We start from the raw sequence: 23,498 nt of genomic DNA, 5'->3' as shown, positions 1-23,498 counted from the left end.
AAACTAAAATTGTATTAATAAGCCCATTTGAGGTATACAGAACCCCAAGTGAAGCCCCCGCCAAAAGCGGCTAAGATCAGCACGTCGCCTTTCTTCAGCTGGTTTTCCCATTCCCACAAGCACAAAGGGATTGTACCACTGGTTGTGTTCCCGTATTTTTGAATATTGATCATTACTTTTTCGGGACCTAGTCCCATTCTTTCAGCAGTTGCATCGATAATGCGTTTATTTGCTTGGTGAGGAACAAGCCAGTTGACATCTGCAGCGGTGAGTTGATTCCTTTCCATGATCTCAGCGGCAACGTTAGCCATATTGGTAACAGCAAATTTAAATACTGTTTTACCTTCCTGAAAAGCATAATGCAACTTTTGATCGACAGTTTCATGGGTTGCAGGCATTAAAGATCCTCCCGCTTTGATATTGAGGTATTCTTTTCCACTGCCGTCACTTTTCAAAATAGCATCCAAAACTCCCAGTCCTTCTGTATTAGGTTCTAATAAGACAGCCCCACAACCATCTCCAAATATGATGCATGTCGCTCGATCTTCATAATTTATAATCGAAGACATTTTATCTCCGCCAACTACTAATACCTTTTGATGTTTTCCGGACTCGATAAATTGGGCACCGGTAGTAAGACCATAAATAAAACCTGAACAGGCCGCTTGAAGATCATAGCCCCAGGCATTAATAGCGCCTATTTTATCGGCTAAAATGTTCGCGGTAGCAGGAAAAGGCATGTCTGGAGTGCTGGTACAGAAAATGATTAGATCAATCTCCTCCGCTGAAATCCCTCGTTTGCGTAAAAGGCCCTCAACAGCCGGTACTGCCATGTCAGAGGTCGCTTGTCCTTCCCCTTTTAAAATGCGCCGTTCCTTAATACCTGTTCGTGTGGTAATCCACTCATCGTTCGTTTCAACCATAGTCTCCAATTCCTGATTTGTTAGTATATAATCAGGAACATATCCGTTAACGGCAGTTATGGCAGCATGAATTTTAGACATTCTCTTATTTATTTAAAAGCAGCTTTTACCTTATCTACGAATTTTGATTCAATCATATCCCGAGATAAAAGGATCATGTTTTTGATTGCTTCCGGATTGGAAATACCATGTCCTATGATCACGGGGGCATTGACCCCTAAGATTGGACTACCCCCATATTGTTCATAATTGAATCGATCAAAAAATGGATCTTTAAAACCTTTTTTTACAGTTAAGCTGTAGAAAGACTCTGCAAGCTTTAATACAACATTTCCTGTAAATCCATCACATACGATAACGTCAATATGATCTTCAAACAAATCTCTGCCCTCAATATTTCCGATAAAATTAAAAGCTTGTGCTTCTTTCATTAAGTTATGGGCAGCGTTGGTAAGCATATTGCCCTTTTCTTCCTCTTCTCCTATGTTTAATAAAGCAACTGCAGGGTTTTCACTGCTGTAGACATGTTGGGCATATAAACTTCCCAATATACCAAATTGCAGTAAATTATCAGGTTTACAATCTGCGTTTGCACCAACATCTAATAAAACGCTGAATCCACTGGTTAAACGTGGCACATTTGTAGCTATGGCTGGTCTGATAACACCTGGTACAGTTTTGACACTGAACATAGAGCCAACTAGCATGGCACCCGTATTACCTGCAGATGCGAAAGAGTCAATGCCTCCTTCTTTTAGCAATTGAAAACCTAAACTAATACTTGCGTTGGGTTTGTGAGTGATTGCCTTTGTTGGATGCTCGCCCATACTGATTGTTTCGGTAGTATGTATAAATTCAAATAATGACGCGTCTATACCTGCCTGTTCAAAAATGGGTAATGCTAGTTCCTTATTGCCAATCAGTACTAATTGCTGATCGTTCGATAATACCTTTGAGGCCTCTATTGCACCTAAAACAGTGGCGTTTGGTGCAAAGTCTCCGCCCATGATATCTAAACCAATCTTCATCCTTGATTATCGTTTGCTGTTCTATTAACTAAAAACATCCCAAAGTACCGCATTTTTTCAGAAATAGCGAACCTTGGGATGTTTTTTTAATATTGAAAAATCAACTTAGGCAATCGAGGTGTTTTCAATGAGTAACTTGCCGTTATAATAAAGATTGCCGTCAACATTGTAAGCACGGTGTGGCAAATGTACTGCACCGGTAGTTTGGCAGGTCGTAAGTGTAGGTAACTCTGCCTTATAATGTGTTCTTCTTTTGTCTCTTCTAGACTTAGAGGTTTTACGTTTTGGATGTGCCATCTCGTCTTTTCTATTTAATTATTGTTTTTTATTTTTTTTAATATTTCCCAGCGGGGATCTGTATCGGTTGATGCATCGTCCTGACTATTTAAACTGTTTAATTTATCAATCATCGACTGATCGCAACTAACATTTATCCCCTGTTCCTCACATCGACTATAATACGGTACGGATAATGTGATATACTCGTAAAATATATTCGCCAAATCAAGTTCGTGTTCGTTCTTTTTAAGAACCATTATTTCATCCGTAAGATCTGAAACACTGTCTTCATCATCAAATTTGATAATGAGTCGCTGCAAAATATCCGACTTACCCCAAAATTGATTGAGACAAACATCGCAGGTCAATTCTATCTTGCCGGTGATATGGATATCTGCAACCATCATTGTCTCTTGCTTATCAAGAACAAGGGAAACTTTTAGCTCACCATTTTTAACCAAGGAATAGTCGAATTCCTCAAAAAAAAGTTTGCTTATCTCAAATTCAAATTCGTGTTTCCCAGGCTTTAAACCCGTAAATGGTATTCGATATTGATCTAAAGTTTTCAAAGCACGACAATTAAGCTCGCAAATTTAGAAATAATAAATTAGAACTGAAAGTTTTTTTGAAAGTAGTGTGTCTACTGGCTTGGATACGATGTAGAGATTTTACCACCCCGTTTTGCTCCTTGCAAGTAAGCGTATCGATGATAAACGATGGATGCTATAAGATTGTTAATCCCTATCCTTCGAGAGTTTTCTTATTTTGAGTGGATTTGCCATCAGTTCTTCCTGTTCTCTTCTTCTCCTGACGATTTTGAGAGCAGTAAAAATAGCTTCTCTAAAGGATGTTTCTGATGCTTTACTCTTTCCCGCGATATCATAGCCCGTTCCATGGTCGGGAGAGGTTCGGATAACAGGTAATCCGGCCGTAAAATTGACGCCGTTGTGAAAAGCAATCTGTTTAAACGGAATAAGGCCCTGATCGTGATACATGGCTAATACACCATCGAAGTTTTTATAATTGTCTCCCGCAAAAAAACCGTCTGCAGCATAGGGCCCAAAAGCAAAAATATCGCGTTCATTGGCTTCTCGTATGGCGGGAAGAATGATTTCAATATCTTCTGTGCCAATAAGTCCGTTGTCGCCAGCATGAGGATTCAACCCTAAAACGGCAATTTTTGGTTTCTGGATCCAAAAATCTGTTCGCAAACTTGCATTCATCAACTCAAGCTTTTTTAGAATGGCTTCTTTTGTAATTGACTTTGCAATTTCGTTGACCGGAATATGCCCAGTAACCACCCCTATTTTCAATTCGTCACTTACCATAAACATAAGTGCGTCATCTGCTCCTGTTTTTGCTTGTATATATTCGGTATGCCCTGGAAAAGAGAATGCTTCTTGCTGAATGTTGTGTTTATTTATTGGAGCCGTGACTAAAACGTCGATTTGGCCATCTATCAAATCTTGAGTCGCCCGTTCTAAGGATAAGAAAGCATATTTTCCTCCTATTTCATTTGACTCTCCGAGTGTGATTTTGACATCTTCCTGCCAACAATTAATCATATTTGGTCTTTTGTCATGCGCTTGCTCCGGACTATTGATTACATTAAAACTGAAATCGTTGACTCCTATTGTTTTGCGGTGAAAAGAAGCAACTTTGGTGTTTCCATATACAATTGGTGTGAAGAAATCTAATATTCTATTATCCGCAAGAGTTTTTATAATAATCTCTAGGCCGATTCCATTCACGTCTCCAATAGTTATTCCAACCTTCAGTTTGTCGCTCATATTAACTGCTTCTTTTAATAGGCCAAACTTATGTAAAATTGAACTTATATGCAATTCGGATAATGCTGCTTAAAACAATTATTAGACAGAACACAGGAACATGGAACTCTTTTATCTGCCCTTTATGCCAAATTGCAGGATAAAACTGTTTATCTAAAAGTACATTTAAGCTAATAAATGTATCTTTGGCGAAAGGTACCATCAAAGATGACAGTAGTTCGCGCGAAGAAACATTTAGGGCAGCATTTTCTCACGGATAAGAATACAGCAAAGCGCATAGTGAACGCTTTGCGACCCGAGAAGGGTTTTGATAAGGTTTTGGAGGTAGGTCCAGGGATGGGGATATTATCAGATTTTCTCCTTGAAGATAAACGATTTGAATCTTGGTTAATTGATTTGGACATAGAATCAGTTGAATTTTTGAAGACTAAGTACCCCTCACTTGATAAAAGATTAATACATGGCGACTTCTTATTATTAGATTTTGCTTCTGTTTTTCCCGGACCGCTAGCGATCATCGGGAATTTCCCTTATAATATATCTTCTCAAATTCTATTTAAAGTGTTAGAGCATAGACATCAGGTTATTGAGTTGGTGGGAATGTTTCAAAAGGAGGTCGCTGAACGCTGCGCGGCGAAGCCGGGGGGTAAGGATTATGGTATCTTAAGTGTGTTTTTGCAAGCTTATTATGATATTGCTTATCTTTTTACCGTGAAGGCGGGGGCGTTTAACCCACCACCAAAAGTTTTATCCGGCGTTATTCGTTTGGAGCGTAATAGCATTGACAGGTTGGCTTGTAACGAAAATCTTTTCCAAAAAATCGTTAAGGCGGGATTTAACCAACGTCGAAAAACATTACGAAATGCCTTAAGCGTAATAGCTGATAAGGCAAGGATGCCCAATCATCCATTTTTAGATTTGCGTGCCGAGAGGCTATCGGTCGACGATTTCATAGAGTTAACGAATGAAATCGAAAAGTCGCTAAAATAAATATTGTAATGGCTCAAAAAGACAATTCTTTTATGTGGAGAGTTTTGGTTGTAGACGATATCCATGGGGTTTTTCTTGATAAATTAAAAAATACAGGGGTGATTTGTGATTATCGTCCTGAGATTACGCGTTTCGAAGCACTTCAAATACTTCCTAACTATGAAGTTTTAATTATTCGATCTAAGTTTAGGATCGATGCGGAGGTTCTCCATGTTGCACAGCGGTTGAAATGCATAGGAAGGGCAGGAGCAGGTATGGACAACATTGATGAGCCTTTAGCGGTAGAGAAAGGTATACAATTATTAAACGCTCCTGAAGGCAACCGGGATGCAGTGGCCGAACATTTGATAGGTATGTTGCTTGCCATGATGAACAATTTAATTCGGGGAAACGTTCAAATCAGAGAGGGGCAGTGGTTGCGTGAAGCTAATCGAGGCTTTGAATTGGCGGGACGGACGGTAGGTTTAATTGGCTACGGCAATAACGGACAGGCGATGGCAAGAAAACTCAATGGATTTGGTGTAAAGGTCATAGCGTACGATAAATATAAAACTGGTTTTTCTGATATATATGTGGAAGAAGTTCGTATGGAACAAATGGTGAAACAGGTAGATGTGTTGAGTTTGCATATTCCATTAACACGAGAAACTCGTAACATGGTGAATGAAGAGTATTTGTCGCAATTCCGTAAGCCGATTTTCTTTCTAAACGGAGCACGAGGTGAAATTGTTGACGTGAACGCTGTGCTTAAAGGGATAGAGAAAGGTAGAATTTTAGGCGCATCGTTTGATGTCTTGCCAATCGAGGGCTTCCCTGCTTTGACACAAAGCGATTGGTACGAGAAATTAAAAATGAACGAGAAGGTGTTGATGAGTCCTCATGTAGCGGGATGGACAGTTGAGTCGTATTATAAAATAGCGGCTATTTTAGCCGATAAGGTAATTGAATTTTTTCATGCGAATGAAACTAAACTCCACATATAGCTTGGATTGAATCGTTTCTGCCTAATAATTTAAGAACGCTGCGATATCCGGAACGACATCACAGCGTTGCTATAGCTTTCGGTTTCCTATTATTTAAGCAGAAAAAGAAGTCCCGCATCCGCAAGTGCTGGTTGCGTTAGGATTATTAAATGTGAACCCGCGGGCATTCAATCCGTTTTGAAAATCAATTTCCATTCCAGCGAGATATAATCCGTGAGCTTTATTCATGAACACTTTAATTCCTGAGATAAGGTATTCCGTATCGCCCTCTTTTCTTTGATCAAAACCTAAAATATAATTCATGCCGGCACAACCACCGCCTTCGACGCCGACGCGTAAACCGAAGTCATCTGCAATCTCTTGCTGTTCCCGGAGCTTCTTCAATTCCTTTACTGCACCTTCGGTCAAGGTTAAGGGTGCAGCACTTGTTATTACTTCTGTACTCATAATCGTTTCTTTTATTCGCTTTCCTTTTGAAATTTGAATACTTGTTTACAAAGATACAGGAAATCAGTGTTTTTTCGAAGTGCTATGGCTTTATGACCCTTTATTAACAAAGTGATTAAGCTCTTGCAGCATCAGTTTCTTTTGCTTCTTTGGGATCAAAACTGTTTCGTTGCTTCTGTAATCGATACATACACATACAGTTTTTGCCTTGGCATGTGTCGTTAGCTTCCCATTTCGTTTCGAGATCATAAGATACTCCAGTTCGAAACTTTTATTTCCCACTTTTGATGTTCTTATATATACGCGCAGATTATTTTTGAGCGTTAAAGGACTCAAATAATCAACTTCCGCACGCGCGATAATCACGCCGATTGTATTCCAGTTCCATTTAATCTTTTGGTTCCAATAAATAGTACGCGCAATTTCACAATAGGTGAGGTAGTTAGCATTATTGACATGCCTAAAGGCATCAAGATCAACAAAGCGGATCTGAATTGATGTTGAGAACGCAAAATTGGCTAATTGATTTTCTGTCATATTGTCGTTATTTGATGGATTTAAATGACAAAATGTCTTATTGTTTCTGATTTCGCATTATTTGTTTCTGTTGGTATCCAATTTGAACAAAGTTTGTCAAATAAAAAGTAATAATTAGGAGGACAATATAATGAACATTTCAAGATTTATTGATACGAATAACCGTGTTAAAACCTTTGATCCATGGGTAAGTAATTTAATTGACAATCTGTTTTATGATGGATCCGGTCGTAGCTTATCGAAGTTCCCTGCCGTAAACGTTTCTGAGTCAGCGGAGGGTTTTCATGTTGAATTTGCGGTACCTGGATTTAGTAAAGAAGATTTTAAAATTAGTGTAGAAAAGGATGTTTTAGCTGTTAGTGGCGAGCATAAGGCAGAGAGTTTAGATGAAGCGAAGCAATATAGCCGCAAAGAGTTTAGTTATAGCTCTTTTAAACGTTCCTTTACTCTGCCAGAGAGTGTAGATGTGAATAAGATCGAGGCTAATTTCAAAGATGGTGTGCTGACGTTAACTGTAGCAAAGAAAGAAGAAGTGAAACCGGTTGTAAAGGAAATTTCGGTAAAGTAAGTTGATGCGAATAAAATAACAAAAGGCCTATACGGCCTTTTGTTATTTTATTCGCATTTTCGTTCAGAAGGTTTTTAACTCATTTTAAGCTTTTTCTGAATGTCCTGCACGTAAGCTTTAAATTTTTTATCAGTATCTATTAAATCCTCTACCGTTTGGCAGGCGTATATCACGGTAGAATGGTCACGGCCACCGAAGTAAGCCCCAATTGATTTAAGAGAAGTTTTAGTGTGATTCTTGGCAAGATACATAGAAATTTGTCTCGCCTGAACGATTTCTCGTTTTCTGGTTTTTGATTTAACCATCTCTACAGGAACTTCAAAATATTCACAAACTAGTTTCTGTATGTAGTCAATAGAGATTTCTTTATGCGAATTCTTGATGAAATTCTTTAGCATTGACTTGGCTAAATTCAGGTCTATTTCTTTTTTGTTCAATGTCGCTTGCGCTAGTAGCGAAACCATTGCCCCTTCAAGCTCACGGACGTTGTTGTCAATATTGTTAGCCACATATTCCACTACTTCATAGGGGAGTTCAATACCATCTGCATACATTTTTTTCTTGAGGATGGCCATTCTCGTCTCTAAATCGGGTACTTGCATATCGGCCGAAAGTCCCCACTTGAAACGACTTAACAGCCGCTCTTCTAATCCAGCTAAATCCTTGGGCGCTTTATCCGATGTGAGTATGATCTGTTTGCCTGATTGGTGAAGGTGATTGAAAATATGAAAGAAAATATCTTGAGTTTTATCTTTTCCTGCAAAATTGTGCACGTCATCCATGATAATCACATCCATTGCCTGATAGAAGTTGACAAAATCATTGATCGTGTTGTTTTTTAAGGAATCAACAAATTGTTGACAAAACTTTTCACAGGAGACATAGATGACCAACTTGTCTGGCATATGACGCTTTACTTCATTTCCTATAGCTTGGGCAAGGTGCGTTTTTCCCAAACCGACGCCACCATATATCATGAGTGGATTAAAAGAGGTTCCACCAGGTTTGCTAGCTACCGCAAAACCTGCTGATCGTGCCAGGCGGTTACAGTCGCCTTCGATAAAATTATCAAATGTATAATTTTGGTTAAGTTGTGGGTCGACTTGAAGCTTTTTTAACCCGGGGATAACAAATGGATTCTTTATATCTTTATTGAGTGCAACAGGTACGGGGATAGATTGTTTTTTGCCTTCTGCGCCATTCCCATTAGAGGGCATGTTTGTTGTATAAGGTATGTTTTTATTCGATGACTTTTCTACAACAATGTTATATTCTAGTCGACCATTCTCTCCTAATTGCTTCTTTACCGTTTTTCGCAATAAGCCAACATAGTGTTCCTCCAACCATTCGTAAAAAAATAAACTGGGTACCTGTATGGTTAATACGTTTCCTTCCAAACGCAAAGCCGATATTGGTTCGAACCATGTCTTGAAGCTTTGAGCCGGAATGTTATCTTTGATGATTTCTAGACAGCTATTCCATACACTTGTACTCGTTTTTTCCATACCGTAAATTCTAATATTCTGATTATCAATAATCGAAGGTTAAAATGTTAATAACCTATCGGAGAGTCGAAGTTCACAAAAAAAAACAACTAAAAAAATTAAAATTTAAATAATGTTTTAACTGATTGTTTTATAGTTTATTATATCGTTTATATGCTGTTTATCTATACTTGTTTTTTGGAATGTGAAATTTTTCCACAACCAGATAAAGTGTGGTTTTTTTCACCCATGTTTTTGTGCTTTTTTTTGGTAAAAAATGATAGTTGAATTCCCTTCGGTGAGGGTTCTATGTCTGCCATAAATTTCTCAAATTAATCCTAAAAAAAAAATAAAAATTTAAATTAGCTTTTTCTTTTGTCCCGCTGTTCGATAAGGGAGTTTATGAAGCAGTTTAAAAAATGAGTGACTATTATATATAGGCGATAAGATTGGCTATCAATCGCAGCGGACAATTATCATGCTATTTAAATGTCATTTAACAGAGCTTACTTGTCTAGTACTATAAAAGGTGTTATGAATCTATTCATAGTACCCCTAAATGGAGCTAGATCTTTTTTCGGCGCTGCCTTCCCGCATGGTCTGTAGATCGCGTAAGTACAAATGGTGCATCAAATAACGAAAGGAGTAAAGGATAAGATACGGCAGGTTCTAAGTTATGCGATTTATGAATGAATCCATATTCAAAGCTTGCATAGCGGGAGGAAAAAAAACGATTTGATTTCCAGTTTGTTGTAAAAAAAGCTGTTGCCCGGGGCGTGAAACATTTGCGGGAACGGCGGAGATTCGTACCTTTGCCATCCCGTTCGGAAGGCGGGCGTTCCGCAAACGAAGGGATGCGGTTGTTTTTTGAGGTACGGAGGTGAACGGCAGGAAGGAGGAAAAAATATTTTAAAAAAATATTTTGGAGAAAAGAAAAAAGCTGTTACCTTTGCACTCCCAATCGGGAGAGAGGGGACGACGGAACGGGCGCGATGCCCGGGAAGGTGAAAGAAAAAAGCAGGAAGTACCGGAGGGGAGACCCGATGGATACGGCGGAGGCCGAAGCGTGAGCGGAGGCATTTAAAGTTCTTTAAGAAATCAGATTCATGTAGCGTAACGGGCGGCCTGTTTTTTGGCGGAAGTCAAAGGGACAGGCCTGAACGGTCCGTCGGCCGGAAGATACAAAAAAGATCGGAAGGCTGCACTGAAAGAAGTGCGAATGCCGAGATCGGAAACTTAACATTATACAATGGAGAGTTTGATCCTGGCTCAGGATGAACGCTAGCGGCAGGCCTAATACATGCAAGTCGAACGGGATCGGGGGCTTCGGTCCCCGTGAGAGTGGCGCACGGGTGCGTAACGCGTGAGCAACCTGCCCGTCCCAGGGGGATAGCCCGGAGAAATCCGGATTAATACCGCATGAGAATGCAGGTCCGCATGGGCCTTCGTTTAAATATTCATAGGGGACGGATGGGCTCGCGTGACATTAGCTTGTTGGCGGGGTAACGGCCCACCAAGGCGACGATGTCTAGGGGCTCTGAGAGGAGAAACCCCCACACTGGTACTGAGACACGGACCAGACTCCTACGGGAGGCAGCAGTAAGGAATATTGGTCAATGGGGGGAACCCTGAACCAGCCATGCCGCGTGCAGGAAGACGGCCCTACGGGTTGTAAACTGCTTTTGCACGGGAATAACCCCCGGTATGTATACCGGGCTGAATGTACCGTGAGAATAAGGATCGGCTAACTCCGTGCCAGCAGCCGCGGTAATACGGAGGATCCGAGCGTTATCCGGAATTATTGGGTTTAAAGGGTGCGTAGGCGGCGCGCTAAGTCAGGGGTGAAAGACGGTGGCTCAACCATCGCAGTGCCTTTGATACTGGCGCGCTTGAATGTACCTGAGGTAGGCGGAATGTGGCAAGTAGCGGTGAAATGCATAGATATGCCACAGAACACCGATTGCGAAGGCAGCTTACCAAAGTACGATTGACGCTGAGGCACGAAAGCGTGGGGATCGAACAGGATTAGATACCCTGGTAGTCCACGCCCTAAACGATGAACACTCGATGTCGGCGATAGACGGTCGGCGTCCAAGCGAAAGCGTTAAGTGTTCCACCTGGGGAGTACGCCCGCAAGGGTGAAACTCAAAGGAATTGACGGGGGCCCGCACAAGCGGAGGAGCATGTGGTTTAATTCGATGATACGCGAGGAACCTTACCCGGGCTTGAAAGTTACTGAATTGTCCAGAGATGGACAGGTCCTTCGGGACAGGAAACTAGGTGCTGCATGGCTGTCGTCAGCTCGTGCCGTGAGGTGTTGGGTTAAGTCCCGCAACGAGCGCAACCCCTATGTTTAGTTGCCAGCACGTCAAGGTGGGGACTCTAAACAGACTGCCTGTGCAAACAGAGAGGAAGGCGGGGACGACGTCAAGTCATCATGGCCCTTACGTCCGGGGCTACACACGTGCTACAATGGGGGGTACAGAGGGCAGCGACACCGCGAGGTGAAGCCAATCTCAGAAAGCCCCTCACAGTTCGGATCGGGGTCTGCAACTCGACCCCGTGAAGTTGGATTCGCTAGTAATCGCGTATCAGCAATGACGCGGTGAATACGTTCCCGGGCCTTGTACACACCGCCCGTCAAGCCATGAAAGCCGGGGGTACCTAAAGCATGTAACCGCAAGGAGCGTGTCAGGGTAAAACCGGTAATTGGGGCTAAGTCGTAACAAGGTAGCCGTACCGGAAGGTGCGGCTGGAATACCTCCTTTCTAGAGGGCCCTCGGGCCGTTCTGTTACGCCATGAAGATTTCTTGAAAAAAGAGAGAGAGAAAAAAGAGGAAAGTGCCACAGTGCCCCTTCGGGGTCACCGGTGCGGAAGCGAAGCAGTCCCGTAGCTCAGTTGGTCAGAGCACTACACTGATAATGTAGGGGTCAGCAGTTCAAATCTGCTCGGGACTACCTGAAAGAGGGAGGCCGTCCGGGAAACCGGAGGCGGGCGGTCCTGTCCACGTAACGGGGGGAATTAGCTCAGCTGGCTAGAGCACCTGCCTTGCACGCAGGGGGTCAACGGTTCGAATCCGTTATTCTCCACGCTTTTCAAATTCAAAAGTAAAAATTCAAAATTCAAAAACGCGGTACGCCGGTCGTTTTTACTTTTTGATTTTGACCTTTTAATCTGAAAAAAAAGTTCTTTGACATATCGGAAGAAAAAACACAAGAGAAGACAACAGCAGAGACGTTTCTTTCCTACGGGGAAGGGACGTGACACAAAAGCATCCCCGTACGGCAAAAGGGTACGGGGAGAAGAAAGTAAGAAAGGGCACACGGGGGATGCCTAGGCTCTCGGAGGCGATGAAGGACGTGATAAGCTGCGATAAGCGCCGGGGATCTGCAAATGAGATGAGATCCGGCGATTTCCGAATGGGGAAACCCGGCATGTTGAAGACATGCCGTTTAACAACGCGAACGCGCCGAACTGAAACATCTAAGTAGGCGCAGGAAAAGAAAATAATAATGATTTCCTGAGTAGTGGCGAGCGAAAGGGAAAGAGCCCAAACCGGATATGTTACGGCATATGCGGGGTTGTAGGACCACAATGTGGCACGGTCGGAAGAAGTGGAAGGGTCTGGGAAGGCCCGCCGTAGAGCATGAGAGCTGCGTACACGCAATGAGGACCGGCCTAGTGAGTTCCTGAGTACCGCGGGGTCGGAGACGCCCTGTGGGAATCCGGCGGCACCATCCGCCAAGGCTAAATACTACCGAGAGACCGATAGTGGACCAGTACCGTGAGGGAAAGGTGAAAAGAACCCCGAACAGGGGAGTGAAAGAGAACCTGAAACCGTGTGCTTACAAACTGTCGGAGCCCCAATGGGGGTGACGGCGTGCCTTTTGCATAATGAGCCTACGAGTTACACTTCACTGGCGAGGTTAAGCGGTTAAGCCGCGCAGCCGAAGCGAAAGCGAGTCTGAACAGGGCGTACAGTCAGTGGAGGTAGACGCGAAACCTTGTGATCTACCCATGGGCAGGTTGAAGGTGCGGTAACACGTACTGGAGGACCGAACCGATAAACGTTGAAAAGTTTCCGGATGACCTGTGGGTAGGGGTGAAAGGCCAATCAAACTGGGAAATAGCTCGTACTCCCCGAAATGTTTTTAGGAACAGCGTGGACATTGAGTCTTCCGGAGGTAGAGCTACCGATTGGGTGCGGGGGAGTCACATCCTACCAAATCCAGACGAACTCCGAATACCGGGAGATATGGTCCGCAGTGAGGCGCAGGGTGCTAAGGTCCTGCGCCGAGAGGGAAAGAACCCAGACCACCGGCTAAGGTCCCCGAGTGTACGCTAAGTTGAACTAACGAGGTCCGGTTGCCCAGACAGCTAGGATGTTGGCTTGGAAGCAGCCATTCATTTAAAGAGTGCGTAACAGCTCACTAGTCGAGCGGCCGGGCGTGGATAATAAACGGGCATTAAGTGTACCACCGAAGCCGTGGGATAGAAATATCGGTAGGGGAGCATTCCGGCGCGGGAGAAGCGGTTACGTGAGTATCCGTGGACGTTCCGGAAAAGCAAATGTAGGCATAAGTAACGATAAGGCGGGCGAGAAACCCGCCCACCGAAAGACCAAGGTTTCCTGATCAACGCTAATCGGATCAGGGTAAGTCGGGACCTAACGCGAACCCGAAAGGGGCAGCGGATGGCCAACGGGTAAAGATTCCCGTACTCTTGTATGCTGCGAAGCGGGGACGGAGGAGTGACACCGCCGCGCACTGACGGAATAGTGCGTTGAAGGCCGTAGGTAAACGTGACCCAGGCAAATCCGGGTCGAGTGCCGAAGGCCGAAAGTACGGCAAACCTCCGGGGGCGCCGATAGCGCGGGTAACCATACTCCCGAGAAAAGCCGCTAAGCTTCAGGCATATAAGACCCGTACCGCAAACCGACACAGGTGGTCGGGGAGAGAATCCCAAGGTGCTCGAGTGAATCATGGCTAAGGAACTCGGCAAAATGGCCCTGTAACTTCGGGAGAAGGGGCGCTTCCTCCGGCGACGGAGAAGCCGCAGTGAAAAGGCCCAGGCGACTGTTTAACAAAAACATATGGCTTTGCCAAATCGAAAGATGACGTATAAGGCCTGACACCTGCCCGGTGCCGGAAGGTTAAGAGGGGATGTCAACCTTCGGGTGAAGCATTGAATCGAAGCCCCGGTAAACGGCGGCCGTAACTATAACGGTCCTAAGGTAGCGAAATTCCTTGTCGGGTAAGTTCCGACCTGCACGAATGGTGTAACGATCTGGGCGCTGTCTCGGCCATGAGCTCGGTGAAATTGTGGTACCGGTGAAGACGCCGGTTACCCGCAACGGGACGGAAAGACCCCATGAACCTTCACTATAGCTTAACATTGGGACTGGGTGCAGGATGTGTAGGATAGGCGGGAGATATTGAAGCGGGTTCGCCAGGATCCGCGGAATCGTCCTTGAAATACCGCCCTTTCTGTATCCGGTTCCTAACCCCCCTCCGGGGGGGACATTGTTTGGTGGGTAGTTTGACTGGGGTGGTCGCCTCCAAAAAGGTAACGGAGGCTTTCAAAGGTAAGCTCAGTACGCTTGGTAACCGTACGCGGAGTGCAATGGCAAAAGCTTGCTTGACTGTGAGACATACAAGTCGGACAGGGTCGAAAGACGGACATAGTGATCCGGTGGTTCTGCATGGAAGGGCCATCGCTCAAAGGATAAAAGGTACTCTGGGGATAACAGGCTGATCTCCCCCAAGAGCTCATATCGACGGGGAGGTTTGGCACCTCGATGTCGGCTCGTCACATCCTGGGGCTGGAGAAGGTCCCAAGGGTTCGGCTGTTCGCCGATTAAAGTGGCACGCGAGCTGGGTTCAGAACGTCGCGAGACAGTTCGGTCCCTATCTGTTGTGGGCGCAGGAAGTCTGAGTGGGGCTGACCTTAGTACGAGAGGACCGGGTTGGACCGGCCGCTGGTGAATCTGTTATGCCGCCAGGTGTACGGCAGAGTAGCTATGCCGGGAATAGATAAGCGCTGAAAGCATCTAAGTGCGAAACTAGCCACGAGATGAGACTTCCTTACAGGGCCGTGGGAGACTACCACGTCGATAGGCGGCAGGTGTAAAGGTAGAGATACCACAGCCGAGCCGTACTAATAGCCCGAAGCTTTCTCAAGCGCAGCAGGCTGTTGTCTTCCTGTTTTTTTTCTTCCGTTATATATGTCGACCGGGTTATAAGTTGTAGGTTATAGGTTATAAGTTGCAGGTTATGGGAACTTAAAACGAATAACTTAAAACGTAAAACTCAGATAAGATATTCAGGTGCCTATATCGGCGGTGTCCACCTCTTCCCATCCCGAACAGAGAAGTTAAGCCCGCCAGAGCCGATGGTACTGCAGTAACATGTGGGAGAGTAGGTCGGTGCCGATCTTTACAGAAGGCCGCCGTGCATTGCACGGCGGCCTTTCCTGTTTTGATGTCCATCGGTTTGTAATCATGTCGGAGCAGCTTATCGTAAGCCGTCAAAGTTACCGTCGGCTGCGGAGAAACTTCCCATGTGGCAGGACTTGAATTTATTAACCTGAAAATCCTTTCCCAGTTGATTATAAAGGAAAAAAGGATCGGCACGGAATTGATGCCAATGCTGTAATAATTGCTTTTCTAAGGAATTTCCTTGTAAAAAAGGAATCAGTGTTAACTAAAGAAATCGTAACGGGAAGGAATGAGATTTTTTTAAATATAAAAAGGCGCTTATTAGTATGATAAGCGCCCTTTCTTTTTATGCGCAAAATTGAATTATTTAATAAAATGCTTTAGCTGGATAATTTCTTTTTCTTCTAGATACCTCCAACGGCCTCTTGGTAAATCTTTTTTAGTTAGGTTCGCATATATTACACGATCTAGTTTTATAACATCATAGCCTAAAGATTCAAATATGCGCCGCACGATTCTATTTCTACCACTATGAATCTGTATCCCAATTTCCCGTTTACTTGCTCCTTGAATATAACTTACTTCATCGGGTTTAATGAAGCCATCTTCTAGTTCAACCCCATAGCCTATTTTGTTGAAATCTCCCTGGGTTAAGCTCTTATTTAGCTCCACATGATATATTTTCATGATGTTGTTTCTCGGATGAGAGAGCTTCTCTGCCAGATTACCATCGTTTGTCAAAAGCAGAAGGCCTGTCGTATTTCTGTCTAATCGACCTACAGGATAAATCCGCTCTCTTGAGGCCTTTTCAACCAAATGCATCACCGTTTTTCTTTCTTGTGGATCATCAGTTGTGGTAATATAGTCTTTAGGCTTGTTCAGAAGCACATACACCATTTTTTCCCTTTTCAACTTCTCACCATTATATCTTATTTCATCTTTCGCAGCATCGACCTTTGTGCCTAATTCCGTAACAACCACACCGTTCACTGTCACAACTCCTGCCTGTATGAGTTCGTCCGCCTTTCGGCGTGAACAAACACCTGAATTCGCAATATAGCGGTTAAGCCTGATTAAACCATTTTCTTCTCTTTCTTTTGAAAAGCGCTGTTCGTTGGATTTAAATTTATCACGCTTTGTGTTGCCATAAGATCGGTTACCCATTTTTTCATCGGAACGATACCTTGATCCCTCAGCAAAATTGTTGTCAGACTTAAACCTCGTATTTTGATTTTTCCTGTCCGACGAGTAAGGCCGTTCGTCTCTTGTGTTTCTTCTAGTTCCCGAATAGGACCTTTCTTGTTTATTATATCTATCTGTTTTGTTCGTTTGATTTGTACTGGAAGATCGGTCGTCCCTTTTGTGTTTTTGACTTCCGTAATTCGATTTTTTTGAAAAGGCCGATTTTTCCTCTTTGTCTCTAAATTCTTTGTTGTTATCGCTTTGTGAGAACGAACGCGTAGAATAAGGTTTATCGCTTCGTTGATTCCTGTCTTCATCCCTCGAAGAAGAACGTTTTACATAGGGGGACTTGTCATCTCGACTGTTCCTGGTGTCGTTCCTTGAAGAAGAACGTCTTGAATAAGCGGATTTGTCATCTCGACTGTTCCTTTTGTTGCTGAATGGCATAATTATTTTATCCGTAAAATTATCTCGCAAAGGTACTCAAAATAATGAGTATTAAAGTACTTTGAATGTGAATTTTACCAAAATATTAGACTTATATTATACGTATAAAATTTCACATAATCAAGGTGTGTTTTGTAAGTGTTTGTATTGTAAGGAAATAATTTTTATATTTGCTGCGCTTTTTTGCATAACCAAAACAGAAAGGTAAAAAATGATAAAAAAACACCTATGTACAAGCGTGGTGGTTTTAGTTGTTTTAGTTCTTTCAAAAATGTTTATTTACAGCCGGCCTGTAGTTGAGCATCGAACTTATAACGCCATACCAGCAAGTACAAAAAGTGGGTCAAAAAGTAAGAGATCTTTATTTGCGAGCTTAAATTTTGCAGATGAATATCTTCCAGTAGGAGATGAAAATGTTGAACGAAAGATTAAGCGTTCTTTAAAAGCACACTCCTTTGAGCGACTTAAGACTCACAAACTTCACAAGAATGCGAAAGCATGGTTCCCAAAAATTGAACCTATTCTTCGCGCATACGGAATCCCAGAAGACTTCAAGTATTTGCCACTTGTCGAAAGTGGGTTGATCGAAGGCACCTCACACAAAGGAGCGGCAGGTCTATGGCAATTTATGCCAGCTACCGCGAAGGCTTTCGGATTAAAAGTTGGACCGTCCTTCGATGAGCGCCTTGACGTAGAAAAGTCTACTGAGGCAGCATGCAAGTATTTGAAAGTCTTATATAAAGATTTTGGAAACTGGACACTCGTAGCTGCGGCTTATAATGTAGGAGGAGGGAGCCTTAGAAAGACTATCCGTCGACAGAACGAGGAAGATTACTATAAACTGAAGCTGAATAAAGAGACAGCTAATTACGTTTATAAACTAATTTCTACGAAAGAGGTTATTGAAAACCCAACAAGCTACGGATATAAGGGTGTCAGCAGCCCAAACTCAAAACTTGCGCTTGATGCCAACCATGAAAGCGAGGGACATTCCGATCGGCTGTAGCTTATTACGCTGATATAAAAAAAGTCGCAGCTTATGCTGTGACTTTTTTTGTTAATTTTTTTAGCAAAAATGATTAGTATTGACGTAGCTTTGATTGTATATCGAAGTAATTTACCTAAGTTTGTACTATGCTTTGGCTGTTGAGGAGAGGTTAAAAATACTAAATAAAAGCATCAGCGATTATCCCTTGACAGATTCACAATTTATATCCTTTTTTATACATGAGTAATCGGAATACACCTGATTTAGGAGAGCAAAGTGAACTTGAAGTTTTTGGCGCGCGTGTTCACAATCTAAAGAATATAGACGTTGTGATACCACGGAACGAGCTGGTAGTAATAACAGGTTTAAGCGGAAGTGGTAAATCGTCACTTGCATTTGATACAATTTACGCCGAGGGACAGCGGCGTTATATGGAGACTTTTAGTGCTTACAGTAGGCAATTTATGGGGGGCATGGAACGCCCTGATGTAGACAAAATTGCTGGTCTAAGTCCTGTAATTGCAATCGAGCAGAAAACAACCAGTAAAAATCCGCGGTCTACAGTTGGCACTATTACTGAAATATATGATTTTATGCGATTACTGTATGCCCGTATTGGCGAAGCATATTCATATGTTACGGGCCGTAAAATGGAACGGATGTCCGAAGATCAGATTATTACAAGAATATTAACACAATTTGATGGGCAAGCCGTGAATATTTTGGCCCCTTTAGTAAAAGGCCGAAAAGGGCATTATAGAGAACTGTTTGAGCAGATTCGCAAACAAGGCTTTGTTAAAGTGAGAGTTGACGGTGAGATGATGGATTTAGTACCTAAAATGCAGGTTGATCGATACAAGATTCATGATATCGAAATGGTTATCGATCGGTTGACGATTAGTGAGCAAGAGAGAAAGCGGCTTCAAGCATCTATTCAACAGGCTATGAAAGCAGCCAAAGGAATCATAAAGCTGAGTGACCAAGATAATAATGAATATTTCTTTAGTCGTTACTTAATGGATCCGGAAAGTGGCATTTCTTATGATGAGCCACAGCCCAACACTTTTTCTTTTAATTCGCCGTATGGTGCCTGTGACCAATGCGACGGTCTAGGTTATGTGTTTGAAATCGACAAGGAGTCCGTTATACCTAACCCAAAATTAAGCATTCTTAAAGGAGGAATAGCTCCGCTGGGAGAGTATAAAGACAATTGGACCTTTCAGCAGTTAAAGGCTGTTGCCAAGAAATATGAGTTTTCATTGTCTGAGCCTCTAAATAAGCTTACAGAAGAACAGTTGGACATATTGTTAAATGGTTCGCCTGATTTAATAACAGTGCCCGTTGCCTATAACAAGTGGAATGTTAAAGAATACAAGATAACCTTTGACGGAATATTTAAACTACTGGAAGAACAATCTGAACGGAAAACGGAAGACATTGAACTTTTCAGGGTGATGAAGAAATGTCCAGCTTGCAGTGGTGCACGACTAAAAAAAGAATCTCTTCATTTCAAGCTTGCTAATAAGAACATATCCGAACTGGCAAATATGGATGTTGTAGCGCTTAGCTCTTGGTTTTCTTCTTTAAAAGAGAAACTAAATGAACGTCAGATCGTGATAGCCGAGGAAATTTTAAAAGAAATCATTAATCGTTTGAATTTTCTGTTAAACGTTGGTTTAGGTTATCTTACGTTGGATCGTACTGCAAAAACGCTATCTGGTGGGGAGGCACAGAGGATACGTTTGGCTACTCAAATAGGATCACAGTTAGTTAATGTACTATATATTCTGGACGAGCCGAGCATTGGTTTGCACCAACGAGATAATGCGCGTCTAATTAATGCATTAAAAGATCTTCGCGACATCGGTAATTCAGTGCTTGTTGTGGAGCACGATAAGGATATGATATTAGAAGCTGATTATGTTATCGATATGGGCCCCGCGGCCGGCCTCAATGGCGGGGTGGTCGTTGCACAAGGGAAGCCTACGCAGATTAAAGAAGCTGATACGTTAACCGCCGCATATTTAAATGGCACAAAGCAAATCCGTGTACCGAAAAATAGAAGAACAGGCAATGGCTTTCATTTACGCTTAAGAGGGGCTACGGGCAACAATTTAAAAAATGTTTCAGTAGATTTTCCATTGGGAACGTTGATTTCGGTTACTGGTGTGTCAGGAAGTGGTAAATCAACTTTAATTACGGAAACTCTTTATCCAATTCTTAACCACCATTTTTTTAGGGCAAAAAAGACTCCGATGCCTTATGCGAAGATTGAGGGCTTAGAGCATATTGATAAAGTAATCGAAATAGATCAGACTCCAATAGGCCGGACACCTCGGTCAAATCCATCAACGTATACTGGCGTATTTTCAGACATTCGAAGTCTATTTGTTCAGCTTCCTGAAGCTAAAATTCGTGGATATAAGCCAGGTAGATTTTCATTCAATGTTAAAGGTGGACGTTGCGAAGTTTGTCAGGGAGCCGGAATGAAGGTGATTGAAATGAATTTTTTGCCGGATGTACAAGTACCATGTGAAGGATGTAATGGAAAACGTTATAATAGGGAAACGCTCGAAGTAAGATATAAAGGAAAATCTATCAGCGATGTGCTAGATATGAGTATTGACGAAGCTGTTCCGTTTTTTGAGTCAATTCCTGCAATTTATCGGAAAATCAAAACATTGCAAGATGTTGGCCTGGGATATCTCACTTTAGGACAATCTTCCGTAACTTTATCCGGAGGTGAGGCACAACGGGTAAAATTAGCAACTGAATTATCAAAGAAAGATACCGGGAATACATTTTATATACTTGATGAACCCACAACAGGACTACACTTCGAAGACGTTAACGTTCTGTTGGGTGTTTTAAATCGATTAGTAGATCGGGGTAATACCGTTCTGGTTATAGAGCATAATTTAGACGTTATTAAGGTTTCGGACTGGATTATAGATTTAGGCCCTGAAGGTGGAGCGGGTGGGGGAAAAATTCTTTTTAGCGGAACGCCTGAGGAGATGGTGAAAAATAAGAAGAGTGAGACGGCTCGTTTTCTTAAAACAGAGCTTCTGGAAAGCGTCAAAGAGAGTATTGCTAAATAATTCGATATAACATGATAGTTTTAGATAAACTTGGAATAGCGGATAAAATCAAGTCAGAGTTAGAAACAGTTTTCGATCCTGAGATTCCTGTTAATATATGTGAGCTAGGACTTGTCTACGAGATTATTACCAAAGAGGATGGGACGGCTAAAATAGTTATGACGCTTACAGCACCAGCCTGTCCGGTTGCAGGTGAGTTGTTGGATGAAGTGCAACGAAAGGTAGCGAAGGTGGAGGGAGTAAAGAATGCTCTTGTGGAGCTTACGTTCGAGCCTAAATGGGATAAAAGTATGATGAGTGAGGAAGCTCGATTGGAGTTGGGATTTATGTAAAAATGTTTTATGTTATCCTATCAGGAAACCGTTATACGTCTTGTGCTGGCAGCTGCATTTGGCGCTGCTGTGGGATTAGAGCGCGAGCGTAAGAATTGGGCTGCGGGTATGCGCACCCATATGATGGTCTGTCTTGGCGCTTCTTTGATGATGATGGTGTCGTCTTTCGGTTTTTCGGATATTCTCAAAACAGGGCATGTAACTTTAGATCCTTCTCGTGTCGCGGCTCAGGTAGTGAGCGGTATAGGTTTCTTAGGTGCAGGCACCATTATGTTTCTAAAACAGGGCATTGTGAAGGGGCTTACGACAGCCTCAGGATTATAGACCGTTGCCGGAATTGGTTTGGCCTGCGGTGGTGGCATGTATTTTGCCGCGCTAATTGCAACAATCTTTGTTCTTATTATATTGTGGGTTTTGCAACCGCTAGAAAAGCGACTTGTACAACGTTATGCACCTCGTATCCTACGTTTAACGCTTACCAACGATACCAATCCGATGAGATTCGTTGACGAATGGTTAGATACGGAGCAATTAAAGCTGGCCAATTTGTTTTTTGATAAGGCTAATAATGAGATCACTATTGAAATTGGGTTTCAGGGGCAGAAAGACAAAGAGATCTTGGCTGCCATAGACAAAATTCAACATCATAGTTCCATCAAAGAGATTGCTTGGAGAAAATAATAATAATATTTGTAGGTTATTTATCTTCTACCTGTACTTGCTCCGCACTCTTCGCTTCTAATGCCTCAAGCGTTTTCGCTGGTTGCTTATCCTTCGCATATAATCCTCCTCCAAATATTCCATGCCAGATATTTCTGGATTCTTTGGTTAATATTGGAGCAACGATAGCTAGAATTAGCACGTATACGACCACAAAAGACTGGATAATCGGATTAAGCCCTCCCGCTTTGCCTATGTTAGCCATGATAATGGAAAACTCTCCTCTAGCAGATAAGGTAAAGCCAATATCAAAAGAAGTTTTCTTTTTCAACCCAGCAAAATGTGAAGCAAAATAACCAGAGGCGAGATTTCCGAAGATAGTTATCAATGCAGCTATAGCTCCCCACATGACGGCGCCTCCAAGGGAAAAAGGATCAATGGATAAACCGAAGCTAAAGAAGAACATCGCACCAAAATAGTCTTTATATGGCAATACGATTTGTTCTATTCGTTTAATATATTGAGAATCAGCAAGAACGAGGCCTGCCATCAGCGCCCCAATCGCTTCAGCAACGTGAATTGTTTCCGAAAAGCCAGCAACTAAGAATAGAAGTGAGAAAATTATCAGTATAAATAGTTCGCCCGATTTAACATTTAGTACCTTATCGATATAAGGGATCACCTTCCTTCCGAGAACCAAAAAAAGCAGAATGAAGGCAAGTGCTAGTAAGGAGGTGCTGGCTACGGTCCAAAATGAGCCACCACCGGTTAGAACCAAACCGGAAAGAAAAGAGATATGCATGGCTATAAACAAGTCGTCAAACATGATCATACCCATAATAACCTCCGTTTCCGGGTTTGCGGTTCGCTTTAAGTCTGTCAACACTTTTGCAACAATTGCTGTGGACGAGCTGGTCATGATGCCGCATAGAATCATCATTTCCGCAAAAGGTAAATTCATCATCCACCCCACTAATAAACCGGAAACAAAATTTAGAAACACATAGATTGATCCGCCGGATACAATTGCTTTTCCCGATTTTATGAGCCGTCCAACTGAAAACTCAAGACCTAGATAGAAAAGTAAAAACAAAACACCTAATCTGCCCATGAAATCGATAAAGGGTTTGCTTTCAGTGAATTGCAAATCGATTAAACCGATTGTTGGTGCGTGTTCTCCCAAGGCCATGCCAATCAAAATAAAGAAAGGTATAACTGAAAAACGCAGTTTATTGGCTAATAGACCTACTAAAGCAACAAGTCCAACGGCTATTCCAATTTCTAAGATCAGGGTTTCTGTATGCATACTTTCACATGGGTTTTCC

The 23,498-nt window shown here is 42.7% G+C and carries 19 protein-coding genes, 2 tRNA genes and 3 rRNA genes; 14 read left to right on the top strand and 10 right to left on the bottom strand.

Annotation, left to right across the window (positions count from 1 at the left end; translation table 11 throughout):
* Positions 1-14 precede the first annotated feature (14 nt).
* The 5 genes from FKG96_RS24025 to pdxA form a co-directional block, all read right to left on the bottom strand.
* Positions 15-1,004, bottom strand: a complete 990-nt coding sequence (locus FKG96_RS24025; RefSeq protein WP_013663339.1) for a beta-ketoacyl-ACP synthase III — start codon at positions 1,002-1,004, stop codon at positions 15-17.
* Between the two features lie 8 nt (positions 1,005-1,012).
* Complete coding sequence (gene plsX / locus FKG96_RS24020) at positions 1,013-1,951, bottom strand: phosphate acyltransferase PlsX (protein ID WP_130858351.1); 939 nt, start codon at positions 1,949-1,951, stop codon at positions 1,013-1,015.
* A gap of 105 nt (positions 1,952-2,056) precedes the next feature.
* Complete coding sequence (gene rpmF, locus FKG96_RS24015; protein ID WP_013663337.1) at positions 2,057-2,248, bottom strand: 50S ribosomal protein L32; 192 nt, start codon at positions 2,246-2,248, stop codon at positions 2,057-2,059.
* A 14-nt stretch (positions 2,249-2,262) separates the two neighbouring features.
* Complete coding sequence (locus FKG96_RS24010; RefSeq protein WP_013663336.1) at positions 2,263-2,799, bottom strand: DUF177 domain-containing protein; 537 nt, start codon at positions 2,797-2,799, stop codon at positions 2,263-2,265.
* A 165-nt stretch (positions 2,800-2,964) separates the two neighbouring features.
* Entirely contained in the window at positions 2,965-4,020 is a 1,056-nt protein-coding gene (gene pdxA, locus FKG96_RS24005) for a 4-hydroxythreonine-4-phosphate dehydrogenase PdxA (RefSeq protein WP_013663335.1), read from the bottom strand.
* A 207-nt stretch (positions 4,021-4,227) separates the two neighbouring features.
* Between pdxA and rsmA the strand changes: the two genes are divergently transcribed.
* Together rsmA and FKG96_RS23995 are read left to right on the top strand one after the other, a co-directional pair.
* Positions 4,228-5,010, top strand: a complete 783-nt coding sequence (gene rsmA / locus FKG96_RS24000; protein ID WP_041386989.1) for a 16S rRNA (adenine(1518)-N(6)/adenine(1519)-N(6))-dimethyltransferase RsmA — start codon at positions 4,228-4,230, stop codon at positions 5,008-5,010.
* Between the two features lie 8 nt (positions 5,011-5,018).
* Positions 5,019-5,993 carry an NAD(P)-dependent oxidoreductase gene (locus tag FKG96_RS23995; protein WP_013663333.1) on the top strand — a complete coding sequence of 325 codons (975 nt, stop codon included), beginning with the start codon at positions 5,019-5,021 and terminating at the stop codon, positions 5,991-5,993.
* 93 nt (positions 5,994-6,086) lie between these two features.
* On the opposite strand, the gene FKG96_RS23990 is transcribed toward FKG96_RS23995, so the two are convergent.
* Both FKG96_RS23990 and FKG96_RS23985 read right to left on the bottom strand, forming a co-directional pair.
* On the bottom strand, positions 6,087-6,440 hold the full coding sequence (locus tag FKG96_RS23990; protein WP_013663332.1) for an iron-sulfur cluster assembly accessory protein: 354 nt from the start codon (positions 6,438-6,440) through the stop codon (positions 6,087-6,089).
* 90 nt (positions 6,441-6,530) lie between these two features.
* Complete coding sequence (locus tag FKG96_RS23985; RefSeq protein WP_130858352.1) at positions 6,531-6,977, bottom strand: thioesterase family protein; 447 nt, start codon at positions 6,975-6,977, stop codon at positions 6,531-6,533.
* A 130-nt stretch (positions 6,978-7,107) separates the two neighbouring features.
* On the opposite strand from FKG96_RS23985, the gene FKG96_RS23980 reads away from it, so the two are divergent.
* Positions 7,108-7,545, top strand: a complete 438-nt coding sequence (locus tag FKG96_RS23980; protein ID WP_130858353.1) for an Hsp20/alpha crystallin family protein — start codon at positions 7,108-7,110, stop codon at positions 7,543-7,545.
* Between the two features lie 74 nt (positions 7,546-7,619).
* Here FKG96_RS23980 and dnaA read toward each other — a convergent pair whose 3' ends face one another.
* Positions 7,620-9,050, bottom strand: coding sequence for a chromosomal replication initiator protein DnaA (dnaA, locus tag FKG96_RS23975; RefSeq protein ID WP_013663329.1), 1,431 nt, complete (start codon positions 9,048-9,050; stop codon positions 7,620-7,622).
* 901 nt (positions 9,051-9,951) lie between these two features.
* On the opposite strand from dnaA, the gene FKG96_RS26870 reads away from it, so the two are divergent.
* The 6 genes from FKG96_RS26870 (at position 9,952) to rrf (ending at position 15,463) form a co-directional block, all read left to right on the top strand.
* Positions 9,952-10,113 (top strand): hypothetical protein, encoded by a 162-nt coding sequence (locus FKG96_RS26870; protein ID WP_165447098.1) that lies wholly within the window; start codon positions 9,952-9,954, stop codon positions 10,111-10,113.
* Between the two features lie 162 nt (positions 10,114-10,275).
* A 16S ribosomal RNA gene (locus FKG96_RS23970) occupies positions 10,276-11,797 on the top strand.
* Between the two features lie 116 nt (positions 11,798-11,913).
* Positions 11,914-11,987: transfer RNA gene (locus FKG96_RS23965), tRNA-Ile, on the top strand.
* Positions 11,988-12,045: 58 nt separating this feature from the next.
* Positions 12,046-12,119: transfer RNA gene (locus tag FKG96_RS23960), tRNA-Ala, on the top strand.
* A 213-nt stretch (positions 12,120-12,332) separates the two neighbouring features.
* Positions 12,333-15,209 (top strand): 23S ribosomal RNA (locus tag FKG96_RS23955).
* Between the two features lie 142 nt (positions 15,210-15,351).
* Positions 15,352-15,463 (top strand): 5S ribosomal RNA (gene rrf / locus FKG96_RS23950).
* The 16S, 23S and 5S rRNA genes sit together here with 2 tRNA genes alongside, the layout of an rRNA operon.
* A gap of 366 nt (positions 15,464-15,829) precedes the next feature.
* Here the strand turns inward: rrf and FKG96_RS23945 are convergent.
* On the bottom strand, positions 15,830-17,095 hold the full coding sequence (locus tag FKG96_RS23945; RefSeq protein ID WP_130858591.1) for a pseudouridine synthase: 1,266 nt from the start codon (positions 17,093-17,095) through the stop codon (positions 15,830-15,832).
* Between the two features lie 211 nt (positions 17,096-17,306).
* On the opposite strand from FKG96_RS23945, the gene FKG96_RS23940 reads away from it, so the two are divergent.
* The 5 genes from FKG96_RS23940 (at position 17,307) to FKG96_RS27040 (ending at position 22,194) form a co-directional block, all read left to right on the top strand.
* Positions 17,307-18,101, top strand: coding sequence for a lytic transglycosylase domain-containing protein (locus tag FKG96_RS23940; RefSeq protein ID WP_013668456.1), 795 nt, complete (start codon positions 17,307-17,309; stop codon positions 18,099-18,101).
* Positions 18,102-18,322: 221 nt separating this feature from the next.
* Positions 18,323-21,181 carry an excinuclease ABC subunit UvrA gene (gene uvrA / locus FKG96_RS23935; protein WP_130858590.1) on the top strand — a complete coding sequence of 953 codons (2,859 nt, stop codon included), beginning with the start codon at positions 18,323-18,325 and terminating at the stop codon, positions 21,179-21,181.
* 11 nt (positions 21,182-21,192) lie between these two features.
* Positions 21,193-21,513, top strand: a complete 321-nt coding sequence (locus FKG96_RS23930; protein ID WP_013668454.1) for an iron-sulfur cluster assembly protein — start codon at positions 21,193-21,195, stop codon at positions 21,511-21,513.
* A gap of 9 nt (positions 21,514-21,522) precedes the next feature.
* The gene (locus FKG96_RS27045) at positions 21,523-21,837 is read left to right on the top strand and encodes an MgtC/SapB family protein (protein ID WP_242627414.1); all 315 of its coding nucleotides are present in this window, start codon (positions 21,523-21,525) and stop codon (positions 21,835-21,837) included.
* 90 nt (positions 21,838-21,927) lie between these two features.
* On the top strand, positions 21,928-22,194 hold the full coding sequence (locus FKG96_RS27040) for a hypothetical protein (protein WP_242627413.1): 267 nt from the start codon (positions 21,928-21,930) through the stop codon (positions 22,192-22,194).
* Positions 22,195-22,210: 16 nt separating this feature from the next.
* Here the strand turns inward: FKG96_RS27040 and FKG96_RS23920 are convergent, their stop codons facing one another.
* Positions 22,211-23,479, bottom strand: a complete 1,269-nt coding sequence (locus tag FKG96_RS23920) for a cation:proton antiporter (protein WP_130858589.1) — start codon at positions 23,477-23,479, stop codon at positions 22,211-22,213.
* Positions 23,480-23,498: the final 19 nt, after the last annotated feature.

Source organism: Olivibacter sp. LS-1 (assembly GCF_008245145.1).
Classification (GTDB): domain Bacteria; phylum Bacteroidota; class Bacteroidia; order Sphingobacteriales; family Sphingobacteriaceae; genus Olivibacter; species Olivibacter oleidegradans.
This window is presented reverse-complemented; position numbering and strand designations above follow the sequence as displayed.